Origin of the sequence: Trinickia symbiotica, assembly GCF_002934455.1 — a bacterium.
Classification (GTDB): Bacteria; Pseudomonadota; Gammaproteobacteria; order Burkholderiales; family Burkholderiaceae; genus Trinickia; species Trinickia symbiotica.
In genome coordinates this window covers 1-20,730 of the sequence record NZ_PTIR01000009.1, presented here as the reverse complement: position 1 = coordinate 20,730, position 20,730 = coordinate 1, and the positions used below count along the sequence as shown (strand labels likewise).

General features: G+C 62.0%; 17 protein-coding genes and 1 tRNA gene. 7 read left to right on the top strand and 11 right to left on the bottom strand.

All coding sequences use genetic code 11. The features are described from left to right. The 4 genes from htpX to def all read right to left on the bottom strand — a co-directional run bounded on the left by htpX (position 1) and on the right by def (position 3,173). Positions 1–858: a zinc metalloprotease HtpX gene (gene htpX, locus B0G57_RS14445; RefSeq protein WP_018441291.1), complete on the bottom strand. Its 858-nt coding sequence runs from the start codon at positions 856–858 to the stop codon at positions 1–3. Positions 859–988: 130 nt separating this feature from the next. Further along, positions 989–1,636 (bottom strand): LysE family translocator, encoded by a 648-nt coding sequence (locus B0G57_RS14440; protein ID WP_018441293.1) that lies wholly within the window; start codon positions 1,634–1,636, stop codon positions 989–991. 22 nt (positions 1,637–1,658) lie between these two features. Continuing rightward, positions 1,659–2,642, bottom strand: coding sequence for a methionyl-tRNA formyltransferase (gene fmt / locus B0G57_RS14435; protein ID WP_018441294.1), 984 nt, complete (start codon positions 2,640–2,642; stop codon positions 1,659–1,661). Between the two features lie 27 nt (positions 2,643–2,669). Further along, on the bottom strand, positions 2,670–3,173 hold the full coding sequence (gene def / locus B0G57_RS14430; protein WP_018441295.1) for a peptide deformylase: 504 nt from the start codon (positions 3,171–3,173) through the stop codon (positions 2,670–2,672). 257 nt (positions 3,174–3,430) lie between these two features. On the opposite strand from def, the gene dprA reads away from it, so the two are divergent. The 3 genes from dprA to B0G57_RS14415 all read left to right on the top strand — a co-directional run bounded on the left by dprA (position 3,431) and on the right by B0G57_RS14415 (position 7,922). After that, positions 3,431–4,597, top strand: coding sequence for a DNA-processing protein DprA (dprA, locus tag B0G57_RS14425; RefSeq protein WP_408646727.1), 1,167 nt, complete (start codon positions 3,431–3,433; stop codon positions 4,595–4,597). Positions 4,598–4,665: 68 nt separating this feature from the next. Continuing rightward, positions 4,666–5,043: a thioredoxin family protein gene (locus B0G57_RS14420; RefSeq protein ID WP_018441298.1), complete on the top strand. Its 378-nt coding sequence runs from the start codon at positions 4,666–4,668 to the stop codon at positions 5,041–5,043. Between the two features lie 224 nt (positions 5,044–5,267). Next, a complete protein-coding gene (locus B0G57_RS14415) occupies positions 5,268–7,922 on the top strand; it encodes a DNA topoisomerase III (protein ID WP_020566248.1) in 2,655 nt (884 codons plus the stop codon). 114 nt (positions 7,923–8,036) lie between these two features. On the opposite strand, the gene B0G57_RS14410 is transcribed toward B0G57_RS14415, so the two are convergent. Together B0G57_RS14410 and B0G57_RS14405 are read right to left on the bottom strand one after the other, a co-directional pair. Continuing rightward, complete coding sequence (locus tag B0G57_RS14410; RefSeq protein WP_026229780.1) at positions 8,037–9,137, bottom strand: LysR family transcriptional regulator; 1,101 nt, start codon at positions 9,135–9,137, stop codon at positions 8,037–8,039. Positions 9,138–9,382: 245 nt separating this feature from the next. Continuing rightward, positions 9,383–11,242: a phosphoenolpyruvate carboxykinase (GTP) gene (locus B0G57_RS14405; RefSeq protein WP_018441301.1), complete on the bottom strand. Its 1,860-nt coding sequence runs from the start codon at positions 11,240–11,242 to the stop codon at positions 9,383–9,385. Positions 11,243–11,558: 316 nt separating this feature from the next. Between B0G57_RS14405 and B0G57_RS14400 the strand changes: the two genes are divergently transcribed. Further along, entirely contained in the window at positions 11,559–12,572 is a 1,014-nt protein-coding gene (locus tag B0G57_RS14400; RefSeq protein ID WP_018441302.1) for a D-2-hydroxyacid dehydrogenase family protein, read from the top strand. 4 nt (positions 12,573–12,576) lie between these two features. Here B0G57_RS14400 and B0G57_RS14395 read toward each other — a convergent pair whose 3' ends face one another. Continuing rightward, positions 12,577–13,464: a patatin-like phospholipase family protein gene (locus B0G57_RS14395; protein WP_018441303.1), complete on the bottom strand. Its 888-nt coding sequence runs from the start codon at positions 13,462–13,464 to the stop codon at positions 12,577–12,579. A 40-nt stretch (positions 13,465–13,504) separates the two neighbouring features. Then, positions 13,505–13,909, bottom strand: coding sequence for a PaaI family thioesterase (locus B0G57_RS14390; RefSeq protein WP_018441304.1), 405 nt, complete (start codon positions 13,907–13,909; stop codon positions 13,505–13,507). 218 nt (positions 13,910–14,127) lie between these two features. Here B0G57_RS14390 and B0G57_RS14385 point away from each other — a divergent pair. The 3 genes from B0G57_RS14385 (at position 14,128) to B0G57_RS14375 (ending at position 18,734) form a co-directional block, all read left to right on the top strand. After that, positions 14,128–14,203 (top strand) — tRNA-Lys (locus B0G57_RS14385). A gap of 239 nt (positions 14,204–14,442) precedes the next feature. After that, positions 14,443–16,029 carry a site-specific DNA-methyltransferase gene (locus tag B0G57_RS14380; RefSeq protein WP_104489582.1) on the top strand — a complete coding sequence of 529 codons (1,587 nt, stop codon included), beginning with the start codon at positions 14,443–14,445 and terminating at the stop codon, positions 16,027–16,029. An 8-nt stretch (positions 16,030–16,037) separates the two neighbouring features. Then, on the top strand, positions 16,038–18,734 hold the full coding sequence (locus B0G57_RS14375; RefSeq protein ID WP_104489581.1) for a DEAD/DEAH box helicase: 2,697 nt from the start codon (positions 16,038–16,040) through the stop codon (positions 18,732–18,734). A gap of 34 nt (positions 18,735–18,768) precedes the next feature. On the opposite strand, the gene B0G57_RS31355 is transcribed toward B0G57_RS14375, so the two are convergent. Genes B0G57_RS31355 through B0G57_RS31115 form a run of 3 tightly spaced genes read right to left on the bottom strand, consistent with a single transcriptional unit; the run spans position 18,769 to position 19,622 of the window. Further along, positions 18,769–18,999 (bottom strand): hypothetical protein, encoded by a 231-nt coding sequence (locus B0G57_RS31355; protein ID WP_199189637.1) that lies wholly within the window; start codon positions 18,997–18,999, stop codon positions 18,769–18,771. Positions 19,000–19,059: 60 nt separating this feature from the next. Continuing rightward, positions 19,060–19,458 carry a DUF6573 family protein gene (locus B0G57_RS14365; protein WP_104489580.1) on the bottom strand — a complete coding sequence of 133 codons (399 nt, stop codon included), beginning with the start codon at positions 19,456–19,458 and terminating at the stop codon, positions 19,060–19,062. Continuing rightward, the gene (locus B0G57_RS31115) at positions 19,455–19,622 is read right to left on the bottom strand and encodes a hypothetical protein (RefSeq protein WP_158256618.1); all 168 of its coding nucleotides are present in this window, start codon (positions 19,620–19,622) and stop codon (positions 19,455–19,457) included. Before B0G57_RS31115 ends, B0G57_RS14365 begins: the two co-directional genes overlap by 4 nt. Between the last annotated feature and the right edge of the window lie 1,108 nt (positions 19,623–20,730).

The window sequence follows — 20,730 nt, the reverse complement described above, 5'->3', positions numbered from 1 at the left end:
TCAGTCGTAACGTCCCGTACGAGCCATTTCCATGAGGCGCGCAATGCGCTCCTCCGTGGACGGGTGCGTCGAGAAGAGATTCGCGATACCGCCGCCCGAGAGCGGATTCAGAATCATCATTTGCGCCGTGGTCGGATGGGCTTCGGCCGCCGGGAACGGGATGCCCGAGGCGTACCGGTGGATCTTGTCGAGCGCCGACGCGAGCGCCTGAGGATCGCCGGACAGCCGTGCGCCGCCGCGATCGGCCTCGAACTCGCGCGAGCGCGAAATTGCCATCTGGATCATCGCCGCCGCGATCGGTGCGAGCAACGCCACGGCAATGCCCGCGATCGGATTGGCGGGACGCCCTTCCTCGTCGCGCCCGCCGAAGAACATCGCGAAATTGGCAAGCGCGGAGATCGCGCCAGCCATCGTCGCCGAAATCGTCGAGATCAGGATGTCGCGGTGCTTCACGTGCGAGAGCTCGTGCGCCATCACGCCGCGCATCTCCCGCTCGGACAGGATACGCAAGATGCCCGTCGTCGCGGCGACGGCCGCATGCTCGGGATTGCGGCCCGTTGCGAAAGCATTCGGCGCATCTTCGTTGATCAGATAGACGCGCGGCATCGGCAGTTCGGCGCGTGTCGCGAGCTCACGAACCATCCTGTAGAACTGCGGCGCCGCGGCCTCGTCGACTTCCTGAGCGTTGTACATGCGCAGGACCATCTTGTCCGAGAACCAGTACGAAAAGAAATTCATCGCAAACGCAATGACCAGCGCGAAGACCATGCCGCGCGAACCGCCGATCATCCCACCGATCACGACAAAAAGGGCCGTGATCGCCGCCATCAGCATCGCGGTTTTGACCCAGTTGAACATGTGGACTCCTTTTCCTTTCTTCTCACCAAGGGCTTCGTTGCCGGCGCGCGGAAAGCGCGCCGCGTCGCCATACGCAGCGATCGATTGTAAGCGATTCGTTAGGTTGTGGCAGAGCAGAAAAATTCAATGTTCAATGTTGCGCCGTGGCGAGTTTCAGTCCCAGGCCGACAAATGCGCTGCCCACGACGCGGTCGAGCCACTTCTTGACGCCGGGCTTGCCGCCGAGACGCTGCGTCACGCTGCCGGCAATCCAGGCCACGAAGCTGTTCCAGACCGCGCTCATCGCGATGAAGACGGCGCCGAGCATCAGGAACGCGAGGGTGTTGTGTTCGCTTTCGGCCGCGACGAACTGCGGGAAAAAGGAGACGAAGAACAAGACTACCTTCGGGTTCAGCACGTTGGTCCAGAAGCCCTGGACGAAAAGCTGCCTCAGTGGCTTCGGCGCGGCGGGCGCGCTTGCTTGTCGTGCGGCGTCCGTGCCCTTCTTGGAAGGACCGGTGAAAATGAGCCGCACGCCGAGATACATCAGATAAAACGCGCCGACGATTTTGACCACCGTGAAGGCAGCCGCAGAGGCAGCAATGAGCGCAGTCAGGCCGAACGCGCAGGCGAGCGTATGCACACAGCAGCCGGCCGAGATGCCGAGCGCCGACATCAGCCCCGCCCCGCGTCCTTGCGCGACGCTGCGGCCAACGATGTATGCCGTGTCCGGCCCCGGCGTCACGTTCAAGAGGAAAACCGCGACGACGAAAAACGGGAAATGGGTGATGCCGAACATGGGCCAGTGCTCCTTGCCAAAACTAGTGCGGCAGCGCGAACCGCCTGCCGGCCTCGAGCGGAATGCCCGCGAGGAACTCGCGTACCGTCAGGCGCTTGCCGCCGGGCCTTTGCAACTGCGTGAGTCGCAGGGCGCCTTCGCCGCAGGCGACGACGACGCCTGCGGACGCGACCTCGACGATCGTACCCGGTTCGGTACCGTTTCGCTTGGAGGCAACGGGCTCGGCGGCCCAAATCTTCAGGGGCGAGCCGTCGTCGAGCGTGGCGGCGCCCCCGGGGAACGGATCGAATGCGCGGACTTGCCGGGCAAGCGCCTCGGCCGGCCGCCGCCAATCGAGCGTGGCCTCGTCCTTGCCGATCTTTTCAGCGTAGGTCACGCCGACGTCAGGCTGGGGCGTGGCAACGAGCCTGCCGCTCCGCTCGAGCTCGACAAGCGCGTCGACGATCAGCCGGGCGCCGAGCGCGGCAAGCTTGTCGTGCAGCGTCGCCGTCGTGTCGCGCGGCTCGATCGGCGTTTGCGCGACGCTCAGCATCGGCCCCGTGTCGAGTCCCGCGTCCATCCGCATGATCGTGACGCCCGTTTCGACGTCGCCTGCCTCGATCGATCGATGGATCGGGGCCGCGCCGCGCCAGCGCGGCAACAGCGAGGCGTGGATGTTGATGCAGCCATGCTGGGGGATGTCGAGCACTTCCTGCGGAAGCAGCAGCCCATAGGCCGCTACGACCATCACGTCGTGCGGCGTCGCCTTCAGCTGTTGGATCGCGGCCGCGGCCTCGGCCGGGAACTTGCCGTCACGGCGCAGCGACGGGGGCTGCGCGAGCGCGAGCCCGTGCTCGACGGCGTAGCGCTTGACGGCGCTCGCCTGCAGCTTCATGCCGCGGCCGGCGGGCCGGTCCGGCTGGGTCAGCACGAGCGGCACGGGAAAGCCCGCCTCGTGAATCTCGGCCAAGCCCGCCGCGGCGAACTCGGGCGTGCCGGCGAAAACGACGCGTAATCGGTGTGTCATGAGCAAGCGCGTATCCGAAGGCGGGCGTTACATCGCGTGCTCGAGCTTTTTCATCTTCGTCTTGATGCGCGACTGCTTGAGCGGCGACAGGTATTCGACGAAAACGCGCCCCAACAGGTGATCCATTTCGTGCTGGATGCAGACCGCGAGCAAGCCTTCGCAATCGAGCTCGAACGGCTCGCCGCGCTCGTTCAACGCGCGCACGCGGACCTTTTCGGCGCGTTCGACGTTGTCATAAATGCCCGGCACGGAGAGGCAGCCCTCTTCGGCAATCTTGCGCTCATCGCTCGACCAGACGATCTCGGGGTTGATGAAGACGCGCAGCTCCTCGTGCGTCTCGGATACGTCGATCACGATGACGCGCTCGTGGACGTCCACCTGCGTCGCCGCGAGTCCCACGCCGGGCGCCGCGTACATCGTCTCGGCCATGTCGGCGACGAGTTTGCGGATGCGCTCGTCGACGACCGCGACGGGTTTGGCGACCTTGTGCAGCCGCTTGTCTGGGTAATGGAGGATGTTCAACAAAGCCATGATTCAAAAAGTCTCGTTCCCGAGCGCAACGCGCGCGACGTTCGTTCGCGCATGAGCCGATACGACGGCAGGCGCTCGCATACAAATGATGATGGTCGGAATTCCCGCGCTCGTCGATATGCCGTTCGGCCAGCTTGTCCGGTCCCGATCGCACGGCCAAGATACGCCGGAGGCCGCGCGCCTCAGCCCCCTGCGAACCAAGGCAGGCGGGCGCTCGCGTTGCACAGGAGATCATTTCGGATGATGAAAATTCTATCATGCACCTCGCCCTTTCGTGCGCGGCGAGTCCACGCCCCATGCAAGCGCCGCGCATGACCGACGCCGAGTTGGCCGCGTGGCTGACGCTCGCCGGCGCGCGCGGGCTCACGCACGCCGCGCTACGCGCGCTCATCGACACATTTGGCACGCCGCAGGCGATACGCGTCGAGCCGTTCCAGTCGCTCGCGGCGGTGGCCGGCGAGCCCGCCGCACGTGCCGTGCTTGCGCCGCCCTCGGCCATGCTCGATGAAATCGTGGCAAGCGTTGCCGCCTGGTGCCGGGGGGCCGGCAACGCGCTCGTTTCCCTGCGCGACGCGGCCTATCCGGCCGCCTTGCGGGCCATGCACGATCCGCCGCCGCTGCTCTATGTGAAAGGGCGGCTGGAACTGCTGCTCGAGCCGGCAGTGGCCATCGTCGGCAGTCGCGGCGCCACGCCTCAGGGGCTCGAGGATGCCGAATACTTCGCCAGCGCCCTCGCGAGCGCGGGGCTCACGATCGTCTCCGGGCTCGCGCTCGGCATCGACGGCGCCGCCCACCGCGGCGCGCTCGATGTACACGGCGACACCGTCGCGGTCGTCGGCACGGGCGTCGACATCGTCTATCCGGCTCGGCATGGGGCGCTCGCCTCCGAGATTGCCGAGCGCGGTGCGATCGTCTCAGAATGGCCGCTCGGCACACCCGCTCGGCGCGAGCATTTCCCACGGCGCAATCGGCTGATCGCGGGGCTGGCGAGAGGCGTCCTGATCGTCGAGGCAGCGCTGCGCTCGGGATCGCTGATCACGGCGCGGCTCGCCAACGAAATGGGGCGCGAGGTGTTCGCCGTGCCCGGATCGATCCACTCGCCGCTTTCTCGCGGCTGCCACCGGCTCATCAAAGACGGCGCGAAGCTGACCGAGACGCCGGAGGACGTCTTCGAGGAACTCGGCATCGAGCCGGCGGCAGCGCAGCAACGCGCGGGCAGCCGCGACACGCCACCGCCCGACGGCCGCGCGGCTCGCGTGCTCGATGCGCTCGGCCACGCACCCGCGACCCTTGAAATCCTCGCGGCCCGGACCGACATCGACAGCGCGACACTCCAGGGCATGCTCCTCGAGCTCGAACTGGCGGGACGGCTGAACGCGCTGCCGGGGGGCCGATTCGTGAGAACCGTGCGGCCCCCGCGCTGACCGACAAGACTACGGCGTGCTAGAGTCACACGAGACAAAGAGCCAAAAACATTGCAAGGAATACCTCGATGCCCGCGCTGAACCTCGATACCGATTCGGACCGGATCGCCGAGCGCGTGAATGACGACGAGACGCTTCTCGTCGCGTGCCTGTGCGCCGAGTGGTGCGGTACATGTCGGGACTATCGCGCCGATTTCGACCGGCTTGCGGATGCCCATCCCGAGATTTGCTTCGTCTGGATCGACATCGAAACGCATGCGGATCGCTTCGAAGACCTCGACGTCGAAAACTTTCCGACCCTGCTCATCGAAGACGCCACAACCACGCGCTTTTTTGGCACCGTGTTGCCGCACGTCTCGATCGCTGAACGCCTGCTTTCGGAGCTGACCGCCCTGCCCGGCGCCGTCGGAGCCCCGAAGCTTCGTCCGGCGCTGATCGCAGCCTGACCCTTTTTCTTTGCGTGCCCCAAGCGCGATTGCGCAATCGGGCGATCGCGGCACCGACGATGCTGGATGGCTGATCTGTGTCGCGACCACGGCGCTTGAAATAATGCATAAACGACGCTCGTTTTCGGATGGAAGGCCGCCATCCGCGCGCCGTGTGCTATAAAGCGGTCGTTGAAGGGAACCACTATACGGGTTATGACCCCGAACACCCACGATATCCAGTCATGTCCAAAGCACTGATCATTGCCGAGAAGCCCTCCGTCGCGAACGACATCGCTCGAGCGCTCGGCGGCTTCACGAAACATGACGATTACTTCGAGAGCGACGAATACGTTCTTTCGTCGGCGGTCGGCCATTTGTTGGAGATCGCCGCACCCGAGGAATACGAAGTCAAGCGCGGCAAGTGGAGCTTCGCGCACTTGCCCGTGATTCCGCCGCACTTCGATCTGAATCCCATTGCGAAAAGCGAGTCGCGGCTCAAGGTCCTGACCAAGCTGATGAAGCGCAAGGACGTCGATCGACTCATCAACGCATGCGACGCGGGCCGCGAAGGCGAGCTCATCTTTCGGCTGATCGTCCAGCATGCGAAGGCCAAGCAGCCGGTGCAACGGCTGTGGCTGCAATCGATGACGCCCGCCGCGATCCGAGATGGCTTCGCGCGTCTGCGTAGCGACGCCGACATGCAGCCGCTCGCCGACGCGGCGCGCTGCCGCTCCGAGGCCGACTGGCTCGTCGGCATCAACGGCACGCGGGCGATGACGGCGTTCAACAGCAAGGGCGGCGGCTTCTTCCTCACGACCGTCGGGCGCGTGCAGACACCTACGCTGTCGATCGTCGTCGAGCGGGAGGAGAAGATCCGCACGTTTGTCGCGCGCGACTATTGGGAAGTGCGCGCCGACTTCGTCTGTGCGGGCGGCTTCTACGAGGGCCGCTGGTTCGACCCGAAGTTCAAGCGCGACGAGTTCGATCCCGAAAAACGCGAATCGAGGCTCTGGAGCGTTGCCGCCGCCGAGACCGTCGTGGCAGCGTGCCGCGACCAGATCGGCACGGTGACGGAGGAATCGAAGCCGTCGAGCCAGCTTTCGCCGCTGCTCTTTGATCTGACGAGCTTGCAACGCGAAGCGAACGGCCGCTTCGGTTTTTCCGCAAAGAACACGCTCGGCCTCGCCCAGGCGCTTTACGAGAAGCACAAGGTGCTCACCTACCCGCGTACCGATGCGCGCGCACTGCCCGAGGACTACCTCGGCACGGTGAACAGCACGCTCGAAATGCTGAAAGAGAGCAACAACTACCTGCCGTTCGCGAAGCAGGTGCTCGACAAGAACTGGGTCAAGCCTAACAAGCGGATCTTCGACAATTCGAAGATCAGCGATCACTTCGCGATCATTCCGACGCTGCAGGCACCGAAGTCGCTCTCCGAGCCCGAGCAGAAGCTTTACGATCTCGTCGTCAAGCGTTTTCTCGCGGTCTTCTTCCCCGCGGCCGAGTATCGCGTCACGACGCGCATCACCGAGGTCGCAGGGCATCAGTTCAAGACCGAAGGGAAAGTACTGGTGGAGCCGGGCTGGCTGCAAGTGTACGGCCGTGACGCGGGCGGCGAGGAAGGCAACCTCGCCCCTGTGCAGAAAGACGAGAAGGTCAAGACCGACAAGATCGCCGCGCACGGGCTGACGACGAAGCCGCCCGCGCGCTACAACGAAGCGACGCTGCTCTCGGCGATGGAGGGCGCCGGCAAGCTCGTCGAAGACGACGAGCTGCGCGAGGCGATGGCGGCAAAGGGACTCGGCACGCCGGCCACACGGGCGGCGATCATCGAAGGCTTGCTCGGCGAGAAGTATCTCGTGCGCGAGGGCCGCGACCTGATCCCGACCGCCAAGGCGTTTCAGCTGATGACGTTGTTACGCGGGCTCGGCGTCAAGGAACTGACGGCCCCCGAGCTCACGGGCGAGTGGGAGCACAAGCTTGCGCAGATGGAGCGCGGCGGGCTCGCGCGCGACGCGTTCATGCAGGAGATCGCGCGCATGACGCAAACCATCGTCAAGCGTGCGAAAGAATACGACTCGGACACGATTCCCGGCGATTATGCGACGCTTTCCACGCCTTGCCCGAATTGCGGTGGGCAGGTGAAGGAAAACTATCGGCGCTTCGCCTGCACTCAGTGTGATTTCTCGATCTCGAAGATTCCGGGTAGCCGGCAGTTCGAAATCGACGAAGTGGAAACGTTGCTGGCCAAGAAAGAGATCGGCCCACTGTCAGGTTTTCGCAGCAAGATGGGGCGGCCGTTCTCGGCCATTCTCAAGCTCGCGTTCGACGACGAAATCAAGAACTACAAGCTTGAATTCGACTTCGGCCAGGACCAGGGAGGCGAGGACGGCGAAGCGCCCGATTTCTCCGATCAGGAACCCGTAGGCGCTTGCCCGAAATGCGGATCGAACGTCTACGAGCATGGCATGAGCTACGTCTGCGAGAACGCCGTGGCGACGCCGAAGAGTTGCGATTTTCGCTCGGGCAAGGTCATCCTCCAGCAGGAGATCGCAAGAGACCAAACGGCGAAATTGCTCACGGAAGGCCGTACCGATCTGCTGACGGGCTTCAAATCCTCGCGCACGGGCCGCAATTTCAAGGCCTACCTCGTCAAGCAGAGTGACGGAAAGATCGGCTTCGAGTTCGAAAAGAAGGAGCCCTCGGCCAAGACCGCGGCCAAGTCGGCCGGACGATCACCGAGAACGGCGCGGGCCGCGGCGGCCGACGAGACGCAAGAGCATGAAGCCGAGGCCGTAGCAGCGCCGGCAAAGAAGACGGCCGCAAAGACGGCCGCAAGGACGGCGACGAAGGCGCCGGCCGCAAAGAAAGCGCCCGTTCGGAAAGTCGGGGCGTGACTGCCGCGATCGATCTGAGCCCGTGCTTCAGCACTGACTCAGATCATCTCTTGCAGCGGCCGGCACCGGAAGCGGAACCGGAACCGGCTGCGGGCTCGATTCGAAAACGACGAATCAGAGCGGCGACGGCGTGCTGACACGCGGACGGGCCGCCCTCGGCACCTTGGATAGCGCACCGTCGTGCCGCCCGTCATACGAATGCTGCGCACCCACCTCGTACTCTTCGTTCGATTCGACGATGTCCTCGTCGTCCCGCTGCGCGAGGGCTCCATCCTGCACGGCCGAGCCGTCCTGGTGTAGCCAGAGCTCGCCGAGTGTGCCGTTCGGCGTGCGGCTGAAGTGCTCGACGAGATGGTCGATGAACGTGCGCACTTTCGCCGGAAGATGCCGGCGGCTCGGATAGCCGATATTGACCTCGACCTTGGGCAGCTTATAGTCGGCGAGCACACGGACGAGATTGCCACGCGTGGCGTCGCTGCCGATCAGATAGCTCGGCAAAATCGCGATGCCCATGCCGAGCAGCGCGAACTGGCGCAGCATTTCGGTGTTGTTGGAAACGATGACGTTCGACGGGCGCACGCGCACCTCGCCCTCGGGCCCCGTGAATACGCGCTCTTCGCCCCAGTACTCGGAAGGAAGACTCAGGCACGCATGATCGGCGAGGTGCTCGGGCCGCGTCGGCACGCCGTGTTTCTCGAGATAGGCCGGTGTGGCGCAGACGATCATGCAGCCTGTGGTGAGACGTCGCGTGACGATGCTGGCGCTGCGCATCTTCTGTGCGATGACGATGCCGACGTCGAACCCTTCTTCGACGAGATCGACGCCGCGATCGACGAGCGTCAGATCGGGGATGACCTTCGGATAGCGACGGACGTAGGTCTGCAATACGGGGGCGAGGTTATGCAGGCCGAAGACGACCGGTGCGACGATGCGCAGCGTGCCGACCGGTTCGTGATTGCGGGCGACGACCATCTGCTCGACGTCCTCGAGTTCGTCGAGAATCTGGCGGGCGCGCTCCAAATAGACTTGCCCTGATTCGGTGAGCGAGAGGCTGCGGGTAGTGCGGTTCAACAAGCGCGTGCCGAGCCGGGCTTCCAGGTCCGCGACATGGCGCGTGGCGACCGCGTTGGAGATATCCATCGCGCTCGCGGCGCGGGCGAAACTGCCTAAGTCGGAGACTTTCACGAACACGCGCATTGACTGCAAATGATCCATTGACAACTCCTGCCGCTGTTATTGCTCAGAAAAAAATTCCCAAGCCAATACGTAATTGTCCTACGACTCTCGAATCGGTGCAGAGTTGCGCGCCGCGGCGCTTTTTTTCCGATCTCGAAGTAGTGACAGGTTTCCGTCCGTTACGCGGCGGCGCTTGCAGTGGATGCGGGGGCACGCCAAAAGGCCGCCCGCGGGCGGCCTTTCGATCGTCGGGAAAGGCGGCGCTGAGCCGCCCAGTCTGGGTGTCAGGCGGCGGCGAGCCGTTCCTCGATACCAGCCTTCGTCTGCGTCAGCGCAGCAGGCAGATGATCGTGGAGCTTTTCAAAAAGCTCGTCGTGCAGCGCGAGCTCCTGCCGCCATGCCGCCTCGTCGACGGAGATCACTTGATCGAATTGCTCGCGCGTGAATTCGAGCCCGGTCCAGTCGATGTCCTCGTAGTGCGGCGAAATGCCGAATGCGTGCTCGACTCCGGCCGCGCGGCCTTCGATTCGCCCGATCATCCAGCGCAACACGCGCATGTTCTCGCCGAAGCCGGGCCAGACGAACTTGCCGTCGGGTCCCTTCCGGAACCAATTGACGCAGAAAATTTTCGGCAGCTTGCCGGCGAGCGCGTCCACGCGCTTGCCGAGCTTGAGCCAATGGTCGAAGTAATCAGCCATGTTGTAGCCGCAAAACGGCAGCATGGCGAATGGATCGCGACGCACGACGCCCTGCTGGCCCGCGGCGGCGGCCGTGGTTTCCGACCCCATTGTCGCGGCCATATAGACGCCCTCGACCCAGTTGCGCGCCTCGGTGACGAGGGGCACCGTGCTCGAGCGCCGCCCGCCGAATATGAATGCATCGATCGGCACGCCGGCCGGATTTTCCCAGTCCGGATCGATCGACGGACATTGCGCGGCCGGCGCCGTGAAGCGCGCGTTCGGATGCGAGGCCTTGCGGCCGGTCTCGCGTGCGATCTCGGGTGTCCAGTCGTTGCCTTGCCAGTCGATGAGATGCGCCGGCGGCTCGTCCGTCATGCCTTCCCACCAGACGTCGCCGTCGTCCGTCAGCGCCACATTCGTAAAGATGACGTTGCGCTTGAGCGTCGCCATCGCGTTGTAGTTCGTCTTCTCGCTCGTGCCCGGCGCGACGCCGAAATAGCCGGCCTCCGGGTTGATCGCGTAAAGTCGGCCGTCCTTGCCGGGCTTGATCCAGGCGATGTCGTCGCCGATCGTCGAGATCGACCAGTCGCTCATCGCGGGCGGCGGGATCAGCATGGCGAAGTTCGTCTTGCCGCAAGCCGACGGAAAAGCCGCCGCCACGCGATACTTGCGCCCCTCGTTCGACGTGACGGTAAGGATCAGCATGTGTTCGGCGAGCCAACCCTCGGTGCGGCCCATCGTCGAGGCTATACGCAGCGCGAAGCACTTTTTGCCGAGCAGCGCGTTGCCGCCATAGCCCGAGCCAAAGCTCCAGACTTCGCGCGATTCCGGGAAATGGACGATGTATTTCGTGTCGTTGCACGGCCAGGGCACATCGCGTGCGCCGCCCATGAGCGGAGCGCCGACCGAGTGCACACACGGAACGAAGTCGCCGTCGTCGCCCAGAACTTCATACACCTGAGCGCCCATGCGCGTCATGATCCGCATGTTGACCACAACGTAAGGACTGTCTGTCAGCTCGATGCCGATATGAGCGATCGGCGAGCCAAGGGGCCCCATCGAAAACGGCACGACATACATCGTGCGCCCGCGCATGGCGCCGTCGAAGAGACCGTCGAGCGTCGCGCGCATCTCGCCCGGCTCCATCCAGTTGTTCGTCGGGCCGGCGTCTTCCCGACGTTTTGAGCAGATGAACGTCCGATCTTCCACTCGCGCCACGTCCGAAGGGGCGGACCACGCCAAGTAAGAGTTCGGGCGCTTGGCGGGATTGAGCCGCTTCAACGTACCGGCCTCGACCATCTGCGCGCAGAGCCGGTCGTATTCGGCTTCCGAACCGTCGCACCAAACGACGCGATCGGGCTTCGTCAAAGCGGCGATGCGCGCGACCCACTCGCGCAGCCGCTTATGTCTGACATATGCAGGGACCTCAAATGCGGCTGCACCTCCAAAGGCGATCTCGTTCATTGAGCAGTCTCCGTTTTATGGTCGTTGAAGGGGAAACGGTGGGCGCTCGATGACGCCGAGGGCGGAAAACGCATGCATTTCGCGGCAAAGCGCGCATGCGGAAGGGCGTCAAGAGCCATACAGCTTGCGCGGCGTCGCAACAAGCTGTTAAAAAGAGGCCTTCCTGCCTAGCGACAGCAGCATTGAAAGCAGCACCGAGCATCGTGACGACAGGCGTTGCATCGCTCATGCCAGCTCCCATCTCTCCGACAGGTTGGAACTGACAAGGATATCACCGCGTCTATCGCGTTCAACGTGCACTGCAGAACCTTCCCCTATGAAAATTGCCATTCTCGACGACTACCAGGACGCCGTCCGCAAGCTCGATTGTTTTCAAATGCTTGCGGGACATGACGTCAAAGTGTTCAACAATACGGTGCGCGGCTTAGGTCAGCTGGCAAGCCGTCTGGCAGAAGTCGACGCGCTCGTCCTCATCCGTGAGCGCACCCGCGTGAGCTCCCAGTTGCTCGACAAGTGTCCGCACCTGCGGATGATCAGCCAGACCGGCAAAGTCGGCGCCCACATCGATCTCGCTGCCTGCACCGAGCGCGGCATCGCCGTGCTCGAAGGCGTCGGCTCGCCCATTGCGCCGGCGGAGCTGACGTGGGCGCTCATCATGGCCGCGCAGCGGCGCATTCCACAATACGTCGCGAATCTGAAACAGGGTGCGTGGCAACAGTCCGGGCTGAAGACATCGGCGCTGCCGCCGAACTTCGGCCTTGGGCAAGTGCTGCACGGGCACACGCTCGGCATCTGGGGCTATGGCAAAATCGGCCGGATCGTCGCGGGCTATGGGAAGGCCTTTGGCATGCGCGTTCTCGTTTGGGGGCGCGATCATTCGCTCGAAGCCGCGCGCGCCGACGGTTTCGAGACCGCCGCGAGCCGCGAGGCGCTGTTCGAAGAGAGCGACGTGCTGTCGCTGCACCTGCGCTTGAACGACGCCACGCGCGGCATCGTCAAGCAAGATGATCTGATGCGCATGAGGCCGACGTCGCTTTTCGTCAATACGAGCCGCGCCGAACTGCTCGAGGAGAACGCGCTTGCGAATGCACTGACGCGCAATCGGCCCGGGATGGTTGCCGTCGACGTGTTCGAAACAGAGCCGATCCTGCAAGGCTATGGACTACTGCGCCTGGAGAATGTGATCTGCACGCCGCATATCGGCTATGTCGAGCGTGAAGGCTACGAGCTCTATTTCAGCGCGGCGTTCAAGAACATCCTCGCGTTCGATGCCGGCGATATGTCGAGCGTCGTCAATCCGGAGGCGCTGACCGCTCTTCGGAGGCGGTAGCGAATCAGCTGTGCCCGGCGGGTCGCGCGCTCGCGGCCCGCTCGAGCAGCTCCGGCACACGGCGCAGGAAGGCTTCGCCGTCGGCGCGGCCGAGGTCGTACGTCGGCCGCATCAGCGCCGGCTGCGTGTAGTCCCAGCTCGAAATCGGCACCTTGCGCGAGGGTTGCACGTAGACTCGTTGCTGCGCGCCATGCGCGAGCACGAAAGTCTGCGGCCTCGGGTAGAGTCGCGTGACCATCACGAGCACGCGGCCGGGCGTGGCGTCGAGCGCCGCGACGGGAACATTGTCGACCATGCCGCCATCAAGCACGGGCTTGCCGCCGCGGCGGAGGACTGGCGTGAACGGCGGCGTGCACGACGACTGCAGGATGAGGTCGGCGAGTTCCTCCGCATCCGCGCAGTCCTGAGCGCGCATGTATTCCGGGCGGAAGCCGAGCGCCTGGCCCAGCGTTGGGTGCAGCTTCTTGCGAACGTACTTTTCGATGTTGTAGGCAACGAGGCCGGCCGCGACCGAAATATGTGCGCCGAGCCAGCGTGGAACGTGCGAGACGCCGATGCGAATTTCCGGTCCCTTGGCGAGCTCGGTGAAACGCTCGCCATAGATGTCGAGCAGCGCCTGCCGATAGATGCGGTAGTGCGGAAACACCGACGCGCCGCGGCGCCATAGGTTGCCCCAGTATGCGTTCTTGCGGTTGTCGCGCAGCGCCTCTTCGTAATAGCGCATGACCCAATGCGAATCGCGCGTGTAGAGCATGCATGCGGTCGCGGCGCCGGCGGAAATGCCGGCGATGACGCGCGGCGCCAGCGCTATTTCAGGCTTCACGACGTCCCAGAATCCGGCTTGCCACCAGCAGCGGTTGCCACCGCCCGCGAAGACGACCTGGTCGAACATGTTGTGATCGAGCTCCGTGATCCGCCGCGCCCGCTTCGCGTCAGGTGAGCAGCGAGTAGGTGGTCGTGGCGTGGACGGCCATTTTGCCATCTTCGTCGAAGAGCTCCACTTCGCCGAAGACGAGACTTCGGCCCAGGCGCAGTACGCGCGCAGTGACGAGGACGTCGCCTTTGCGGACGGCGCGCATGAAACTGATGTTGAGCGAGACTGTGGTCATCGGCTGGTATTCGCCTAGCGCGGCCGAGATGGCGACGATCATCGCAGTGTCGGCCGCGGCCATGAAGACCTGGCCGCAAATCACGCCGCCCGAATGGCGGAACTCGCCGGAAAAGGGCAAGCGCAGCGTGACACTGCCTTCGCCGACCGAGACGGGCTCGAGTGCCAGCGATCGTACCCACGGCGCCAGCACGCGCTCGAGCAGCGCGGCGGTTGCGGATTCGTTCATTCGTGTCTCCGTCCTGGTTTGCGGCGCGCCACTCGCGCGGTTGCGCGGCGTGCGTCTCAGCGGAATGATAGCCGTGGTCAGACGAATGCGTTGAAAACGGGTGCAACGCCGGTGTTGCCGCTCCACGTGCCACAGGAGCCAACACGCTGGCTCAGCCATGAAAATTAAGAAGGGGACTTGGCAAGCACGAAAAAGTACGTCATACTTTGCAGTCTGTTGGGGCGTTAGCTCAGTTGGTAGAGCAGCGGACTCTTAATCCGTAGGTCGAGTGTTCGAGTCACTCACGCCCCACCAAAGAATTCAAAGGGTTAGCGAAAGCTAACCCTTTTTTCTTTTCTCGCGGGCTAACATGGGGCTAACAACAGCCTAGAATGTTAGCTGCCGCTCAGGACAGTCCCTCCCGCACGTTTTGACGCGGGCGCAGACTTCCTCGCTCGCCCGTAACAGCGACGACGCTCCCAGCTCCGCCTCACCCAGCTCGATTGAAGCCCTACAATGACGGCTTCAAATTTCCTATGGCCACCGAATAAGAAATGCCGTTTCTCGACTGGGTCAACAAGAATCAAGCTAAGGACGCCTCCCTTGAGGTGCCCTACCACCTTCTCAAGCGCGAGAGGACCTACGGCGACAACTCTGCAACCGACAATCTCATCGTCCAAGGTGACAACCTTCTAGCATTGAAAGCGCTGCTTCCGTTCTATGCAGGCCGCGTGAAGTGCATCTTCATCGACCCGCCCTACAACACGCAAAGCGCCTTCATCCACTACGACGACAATCTAGAACATAGTCAATGGTTGTCGATGATTTACCCACGGCTGTCTCTGCTGCGCGAGCTGCTTGCTGAAGACGGAAGCATATGGGTAACGGTTGATGATAACGAGGCACACTACCTCAAGGTCGTCATGGACGAAATCTTTGGGCGAAGAAATTTCATCGCCAATGCGATATGGGAAAAGAAGTCTGCCCCTCAAAGCAATTCAACGTGGCTTAGCGACAGCCATGACCACGTTCTCGCGTTCGCCCGCGATAAGTCTATTTGGCGTCCGTCAAAACTCCCACGCACGGAAGAACAAAATCAGATTTACAAAAATTCTGACGCTTTCGATGGGGTCCGGGAAGACGGCACATGGTATGGGCGCGGACCGTGGTACGCAGACAACTTCACGCTAAGCCTCAAATCAGGACAGCGTGGCAAGCAGTTTGCGAAGACTGGCGAAAGCGCCAACATATACGAAATTGTCACTCCGAGCGGGCGCGTAACGCTTCCCCCGCCCGGTAGAGCTTGGTCATACACCAAGGATTCGTACGAGAAACTTGTGTCGGATAACAGGATGTGGTTTGGCAAAGATGGTTCAAACAAACCCACCATCAAGCGCTTTCTTTCTGAACTTCAGGTTAAAGGCGTCGTCCCGACAACTGTATGGCATTATCGCGAAGTCGGTGAGAACCGAATAGCCGCTCAGGAATTGCTCAAGCTATCCACAGAATTTAATTTTTCAACACCGAAGCCGGAAGCGTTAATTCAACGAGTATTGCAAATCGCCAGCGCACCAAACGATTTGGTTCTTGATTCCTTCCTGGGCTCCGGCACAACGGCTGCGGTGGCCCACAAAATGGGCCGTCGGTACATTGGAATCGAGATTGGCGAGCACGCAATCACGCACTGCGTACCGCGCCTCGAAAAAGTCATTGCTGGCGAACAAGGTGGGATTAGCGAAGCCAACGGCTGGAAGGGTGGCGGTGGCTTCACGTTCTGTACCCTGGATGGTGCAGCCTTTGACGAAAACGGCGGCATCAATCCGAACGTGAGCTTTTCGATGCTAGCCGCCTACATCTGGCACATCGAAACAGGTACGCCCGCAACGCAGTCTTTCGATTCACCGTTACTCGGTATTCGGAATGGCGTAGCTTACTATCTTCTATATAGCGGCGTCCCCGGCGACCGACGACCCAACGGCGGAAATGTCTTTACTCGCGCCGCTCTTGCCGCTTTGCGTGAATATCATCCTCATGAAGGGCCGGTAGTTGTCTACGGGGAGGCATCGCGTATTGGTCCGGCAACGCTTGCAGCAGAAAACATCACATTCAAGCAAATTCCCTACGACGTGAAGATGCGCTGAGAAAGACAATGTTCGAATTAAAAGAATATCAACGCAAGACTTTAACTGCCCTTGTACAGTTCCTCGAAGCGAGCCGTTGCAAGCCTGTCAGCGATGCCTACCTCGCTGCATTGGCCGAGCAAAGTCGCGTCAACGAGACTTACCACGATATTTTTCCAGACACCCCTTGTGTGTGCTTGCGTATTCCGACCGGCGGCGGAAAAACGCTGCTCGCGGCACACGCAGTCGCCTTGGCTGGTAAGACTGTCCTCGATAGCGATGCCCCGATTGCATTGTGGCTGGTCCCTTCGGACGCCATCCGCTCGCAAACGCTGGACGCGCTCTCCAACGCGCGTCACCCCTACCGCCAAGCACTGGCACATTATTTCGGCGACCGTGTGCAGGTCTGCGACCTGGAAAGCCTGCAAACCGTCAGCCCTCACGATTTGGGCAAGGCATGCATCATCGTCGTCGCCACGATTCAATCGTTCAACGTCACGGACACTGCAAAGCGCAACGTGTACTCGTTCTTCGAGGAACTCGCCCCGCACTTCGATACCCTTCCGGCCTCAGTAACCGCCGGTTTGGAGAAGGTCACGGAAGGCGACCTCGAAAACCAGCCCTACCTGACTCCCAAGGACATTGGGAGGGTCAAGTTCTCTGTGGCGAATTGGCTGAATTTATACCGTCCGATAGTCGTCATTGACGAAGCGCACAACAATCGTACTGACCGATTTTTTAAGACTCTTGGCAGACTCAATCCTAGCTGTGTGATTGAGCTGACGGCTACGCCCGTCGTCGGTAACAACGTCCTATATCATGTCTCGGCGCGTGAGCTGCGCGCCGAGCAGATGATTAAGCTGCCTATCGTTTTGGCGGAACATCCTGAAGGCTGGCGTGAGTGCCTGCGTGACGCGATACTCACGCGTCGAGGCCTTGAGACGGTGGCCCAGAAGGAGCCCGATTACGTCCGCCCTATCGCGCTGATTCAAGCGATGCCCAAGGGCGGCGATGCTACGGTAGAAGTGGTCAAGCAGTATTTGCTTGAACAGGAGAATATCCCCGAAGACCAAATTGCGATTGCTACTGGTTCGCAGAAGGGACTGGACGGCATCAACCTGTTTGACCCAGCGTGCCCTGTCCGCTACGTAATAACAATCGAAGCACTGAAAGAGGGCTGGGATTGTTCCTTTGCCTATGTCCTGGCGAGCCTGCAATCCATCAACTCAGCGAAAGACGTGGAACAACTGCTGGGCCGTGTTCTACGCATGCCTTACGCCAGCGACCGTTCTCAGGCCGAACTCAATAAGGCCTATGCCCATATCGTCGCTGCGAATTTCGCCGAAGCGGCGAGCGGTCTGCGCGACCGCCTTGTACAAAACATGGGTTTCGAGCGCCTAGAAACGGCGACCCTTCTAGTGCCGCAGCAAACGCTGCCTCTTGTTGGCGGCGGCCCGGTCTCCGCATCAGCAGGCGGAGCCACGGGCACCGCTCCGACCGTTCCCGACTGCCACATCGAGCTGCCCGCTCCACCCGATACCCAGCATTGGCCCGAAGAACTAAAAGCGAAGGTTGAAATACGTCCGACCTCGCAGGGCGCAACGGCCTTGGTCAAGGGCAACGTGGACAGCGATACGCTGAAGCAGGTTGAAGAATTTATCAAGGCTGGCTTGCCCAAGAAAGCGCAAGAGAAAGTCGAGCAGCAGTTTGCCGAGCACCGCGCTATGCGACGTGCCCTTCGGGCTCCCGCACAGCTCGGCCTCACCTTCGCCGCAGTTCCGCAGCTCTGCCTGGAACTTGACGGCTATCTGGAGCTGGTCGAGAAGGAGACCCTGACGAGCCTTGGTGATTGGAATCTCCTCGACTTTCCGGTCCAACTTGCCGGATTTGACATTCACGAAACAATCAATTCGTTTGAGATTGACCTGAACGGCGAGAAGGTCAAGTTCCGCCATATCGACGCGCAGCAACTGAGCCTCAACGAAGTGCCGAGCAGTGTTAGTGAACTCGACCTAGTTCGCTGGCTCGACCAGGAGGTACGTCAACCGTACCTGCCACAGTCGCAGTTGCAGGCGTACCTAGTCAAGATGCTGTCCCACCTGCACGAAAAAGGACTAGGCCTGACCGCCCTCGTTCGTGCTCGATTCCAGCTAGCCAAGGCTATCGGCTTGGAAATCGAGCGCTTGCGCCAGCTCGCCATGAACAAGGGCTTCCAAGGCCGCCTGTTTGAAATGACGGTACCCAAGCTGGAAGACGTTGCCCATTTCAGTTTCCAATTTGACCCAGGTAGATACCCCGCGCGCAATACGTACCAGGGCAGCTACGAATTCAACAAGCATTTCTACCCTGAAATTCACGACCTGAGACAGAAGACATCCGCAGGCAAGGACGCAGAGGAATTCCGGTGTGCGATGGCAATTGACGCGCATCCCAAAGTCAAACATTGGGTACGGAACATCCAGCAACAGGAAAAGACGTCGTTCTGGCTTCCCACCTCTTCCGATTATTTTTACCCGGACTTTGTCGCGGAGCTGACGGACGGTCGCGTGCTCGTAGTGGAATACAAAGGCGAGCTATACAAGACCACCGACGACTCAAAAGAGAAGAATCAGGTCGGTTACCAGTGGGAAAAGTCGAGTAACGGTCGCTGCCTGTTCCTTTTCGCCGTCGAGCGCGATGATGTTGGCCGCGACGTATTCAAACAGCTCGAAGACAAGCTCAAGTAAGTAAGCGAGGCCCGCTAAGCGGGCCTCCCCTCAGTTATCGCATCCAGTCGTTATCGAATCCGCAGCCAGTTGACGACGGTGACCACTGCGTGTGCTCGTGAACGTTCGTCCCGAACGAACTGCCTCCGTAGTCGACGCTAGTGTAGCTATTGCCGACCATCGGCAAGCCCGTCGCTGGGTTGAAGACCATCTGCGGCGAACTCTCACGCACGCCGCCGTTGTCGGCGGATGAGCAGCCGCCGAATAGGCGATTCCATATTGACATCCGATTTCTCCTGAAAAAATATGCCAAAACGCGCCCCGCCGATCGGCGGGGCCTTCGGACTCAGTCTTCGTCCGGCAGCATCACCGTGAAGACCGGTTCGCCATCGTCGCCGGGACCAATGACGAGTCGCAACCGCGTCCGGTGCGGATAGACGCTGTGACCGTCACGCGGCACCCGCCGCACATCGAACATCACCTGACTGCCCTGACCGTTACGCGCGGCCAACCGTGCCAACCACAACACATCGAGCAACCGCCAATGCTCGCTCTGCTCCGTTTGTCGTTCGCTATCTGCGTCCGTCCATGCAACGCAATCCGCCCACGTTGCAGACGTCAGAGCGACTGGATGCCGGAAACCGGCTTCTAGCGCTGCGCTCGAAACGTCAACCAACACTCCGTCTGCAATTGCCTGCGCGCGCGGGTAGCTGAAAATCACGGGGCCAAACGGTGACTTGTTCATTTCTTCTCCTTCACGACTGTTACGGGTACCAGACTCGTGCCATGCGTGGTCCAACGCAGCACGTACCGCTGTCCGTCGATGGTGGTTTTGAAATCGCGATGAGTGCGCCGCCACTCCTCGGCGCTTATCTGCTCCACTTCGACTTGCTTTACCGCTTCCTGCATGGATGTCGCTCCTTTAAAGCTGACCGGGTTCCTAGATGTCGAGCCCCAACCGTTTCCCGGCACCGGCGTAGGGGGCGGTGTGTTGCCGTTGCCGCCGTACTTCCTGAGTGTTTCGCCCGTGGCGCAACGTGACGCCGGGCGATAAGGCCGGAATGCAAGGGCATGGCCGGAAGCCGCAGCCCACAGGGACCGGGTGATGGACATGCGCGGAGCGCCGGAGGCCCTTGCGTTCCGGACCGCCTGGCGTAAAGTCGCCATCGATTGGGCGAAGCAGGCAGGAAGAGCGGCGCACGCGCCGCTCTTGCGCCGGTGCCGGCGTCGCGGCCATTGCCGCGACCTCTGCACGGTCATGACCGTGCCCGTAACGCAAGCCGTAGGCGCGCAGGCAGCAGGCAAACGCCTGCTGACGTAGGGGGGCCGCGTCACGCAGTGATGCGGGGCAAGGGCGTCCAGCCCGCCGCCCACGCAATCGCACCGCCCCCTAGGGCGGTCGATGGCGTGCATGGGGGGGACCGGCTATCGCTGCACGCCCTAGCGTGCAGAGGCGCGCCCACGCGCTGGCAGATTGCCGGGGGGCGAAGCCCCGCGCCCCGGGCTACGCGCGGGCAACCTGTTCAGCCAAGCGAAGCGCTGGTCGAGGCGAAAGCCGAAGCCGGGAACGCGTCCAGCGCTCTCGTGTGAAGAGGTTGCCCGCGCGCAGCGTGGGGCGCTCATGTTGTTTGGGGCAGCTGATGCGTCCAGCAGCAGCAGTGGCAGGCCGCGCGTCCAGCGCGGAGAACCTGTCACGGTGCCCCTCGTGTGCGCAGCACACGATACGTTCTCCCAGTACGCCCCCCGGCGTACTGGGAGCTGTCCGGTCCAGGCGTCGCTATACCAGCTATCGACATACATGGGGATAGCAATGGGTAGAGCGAAAGACGGACGAGAAGTCGCCCGGGAAAACGAAACCAAGGCGCTTCGAGCCTTGCACCGCTTTGGTTGGCTGCGGACCCGCGACCTTGCGTGTTTGCTGTGTAAGCGCTAAATCTGCCACACATCGGTAGATTTCGCGTTACCGGGTAACATGTTTCGAATCGATAGTTACCGGGTAACGAGGGAGATACGAGAT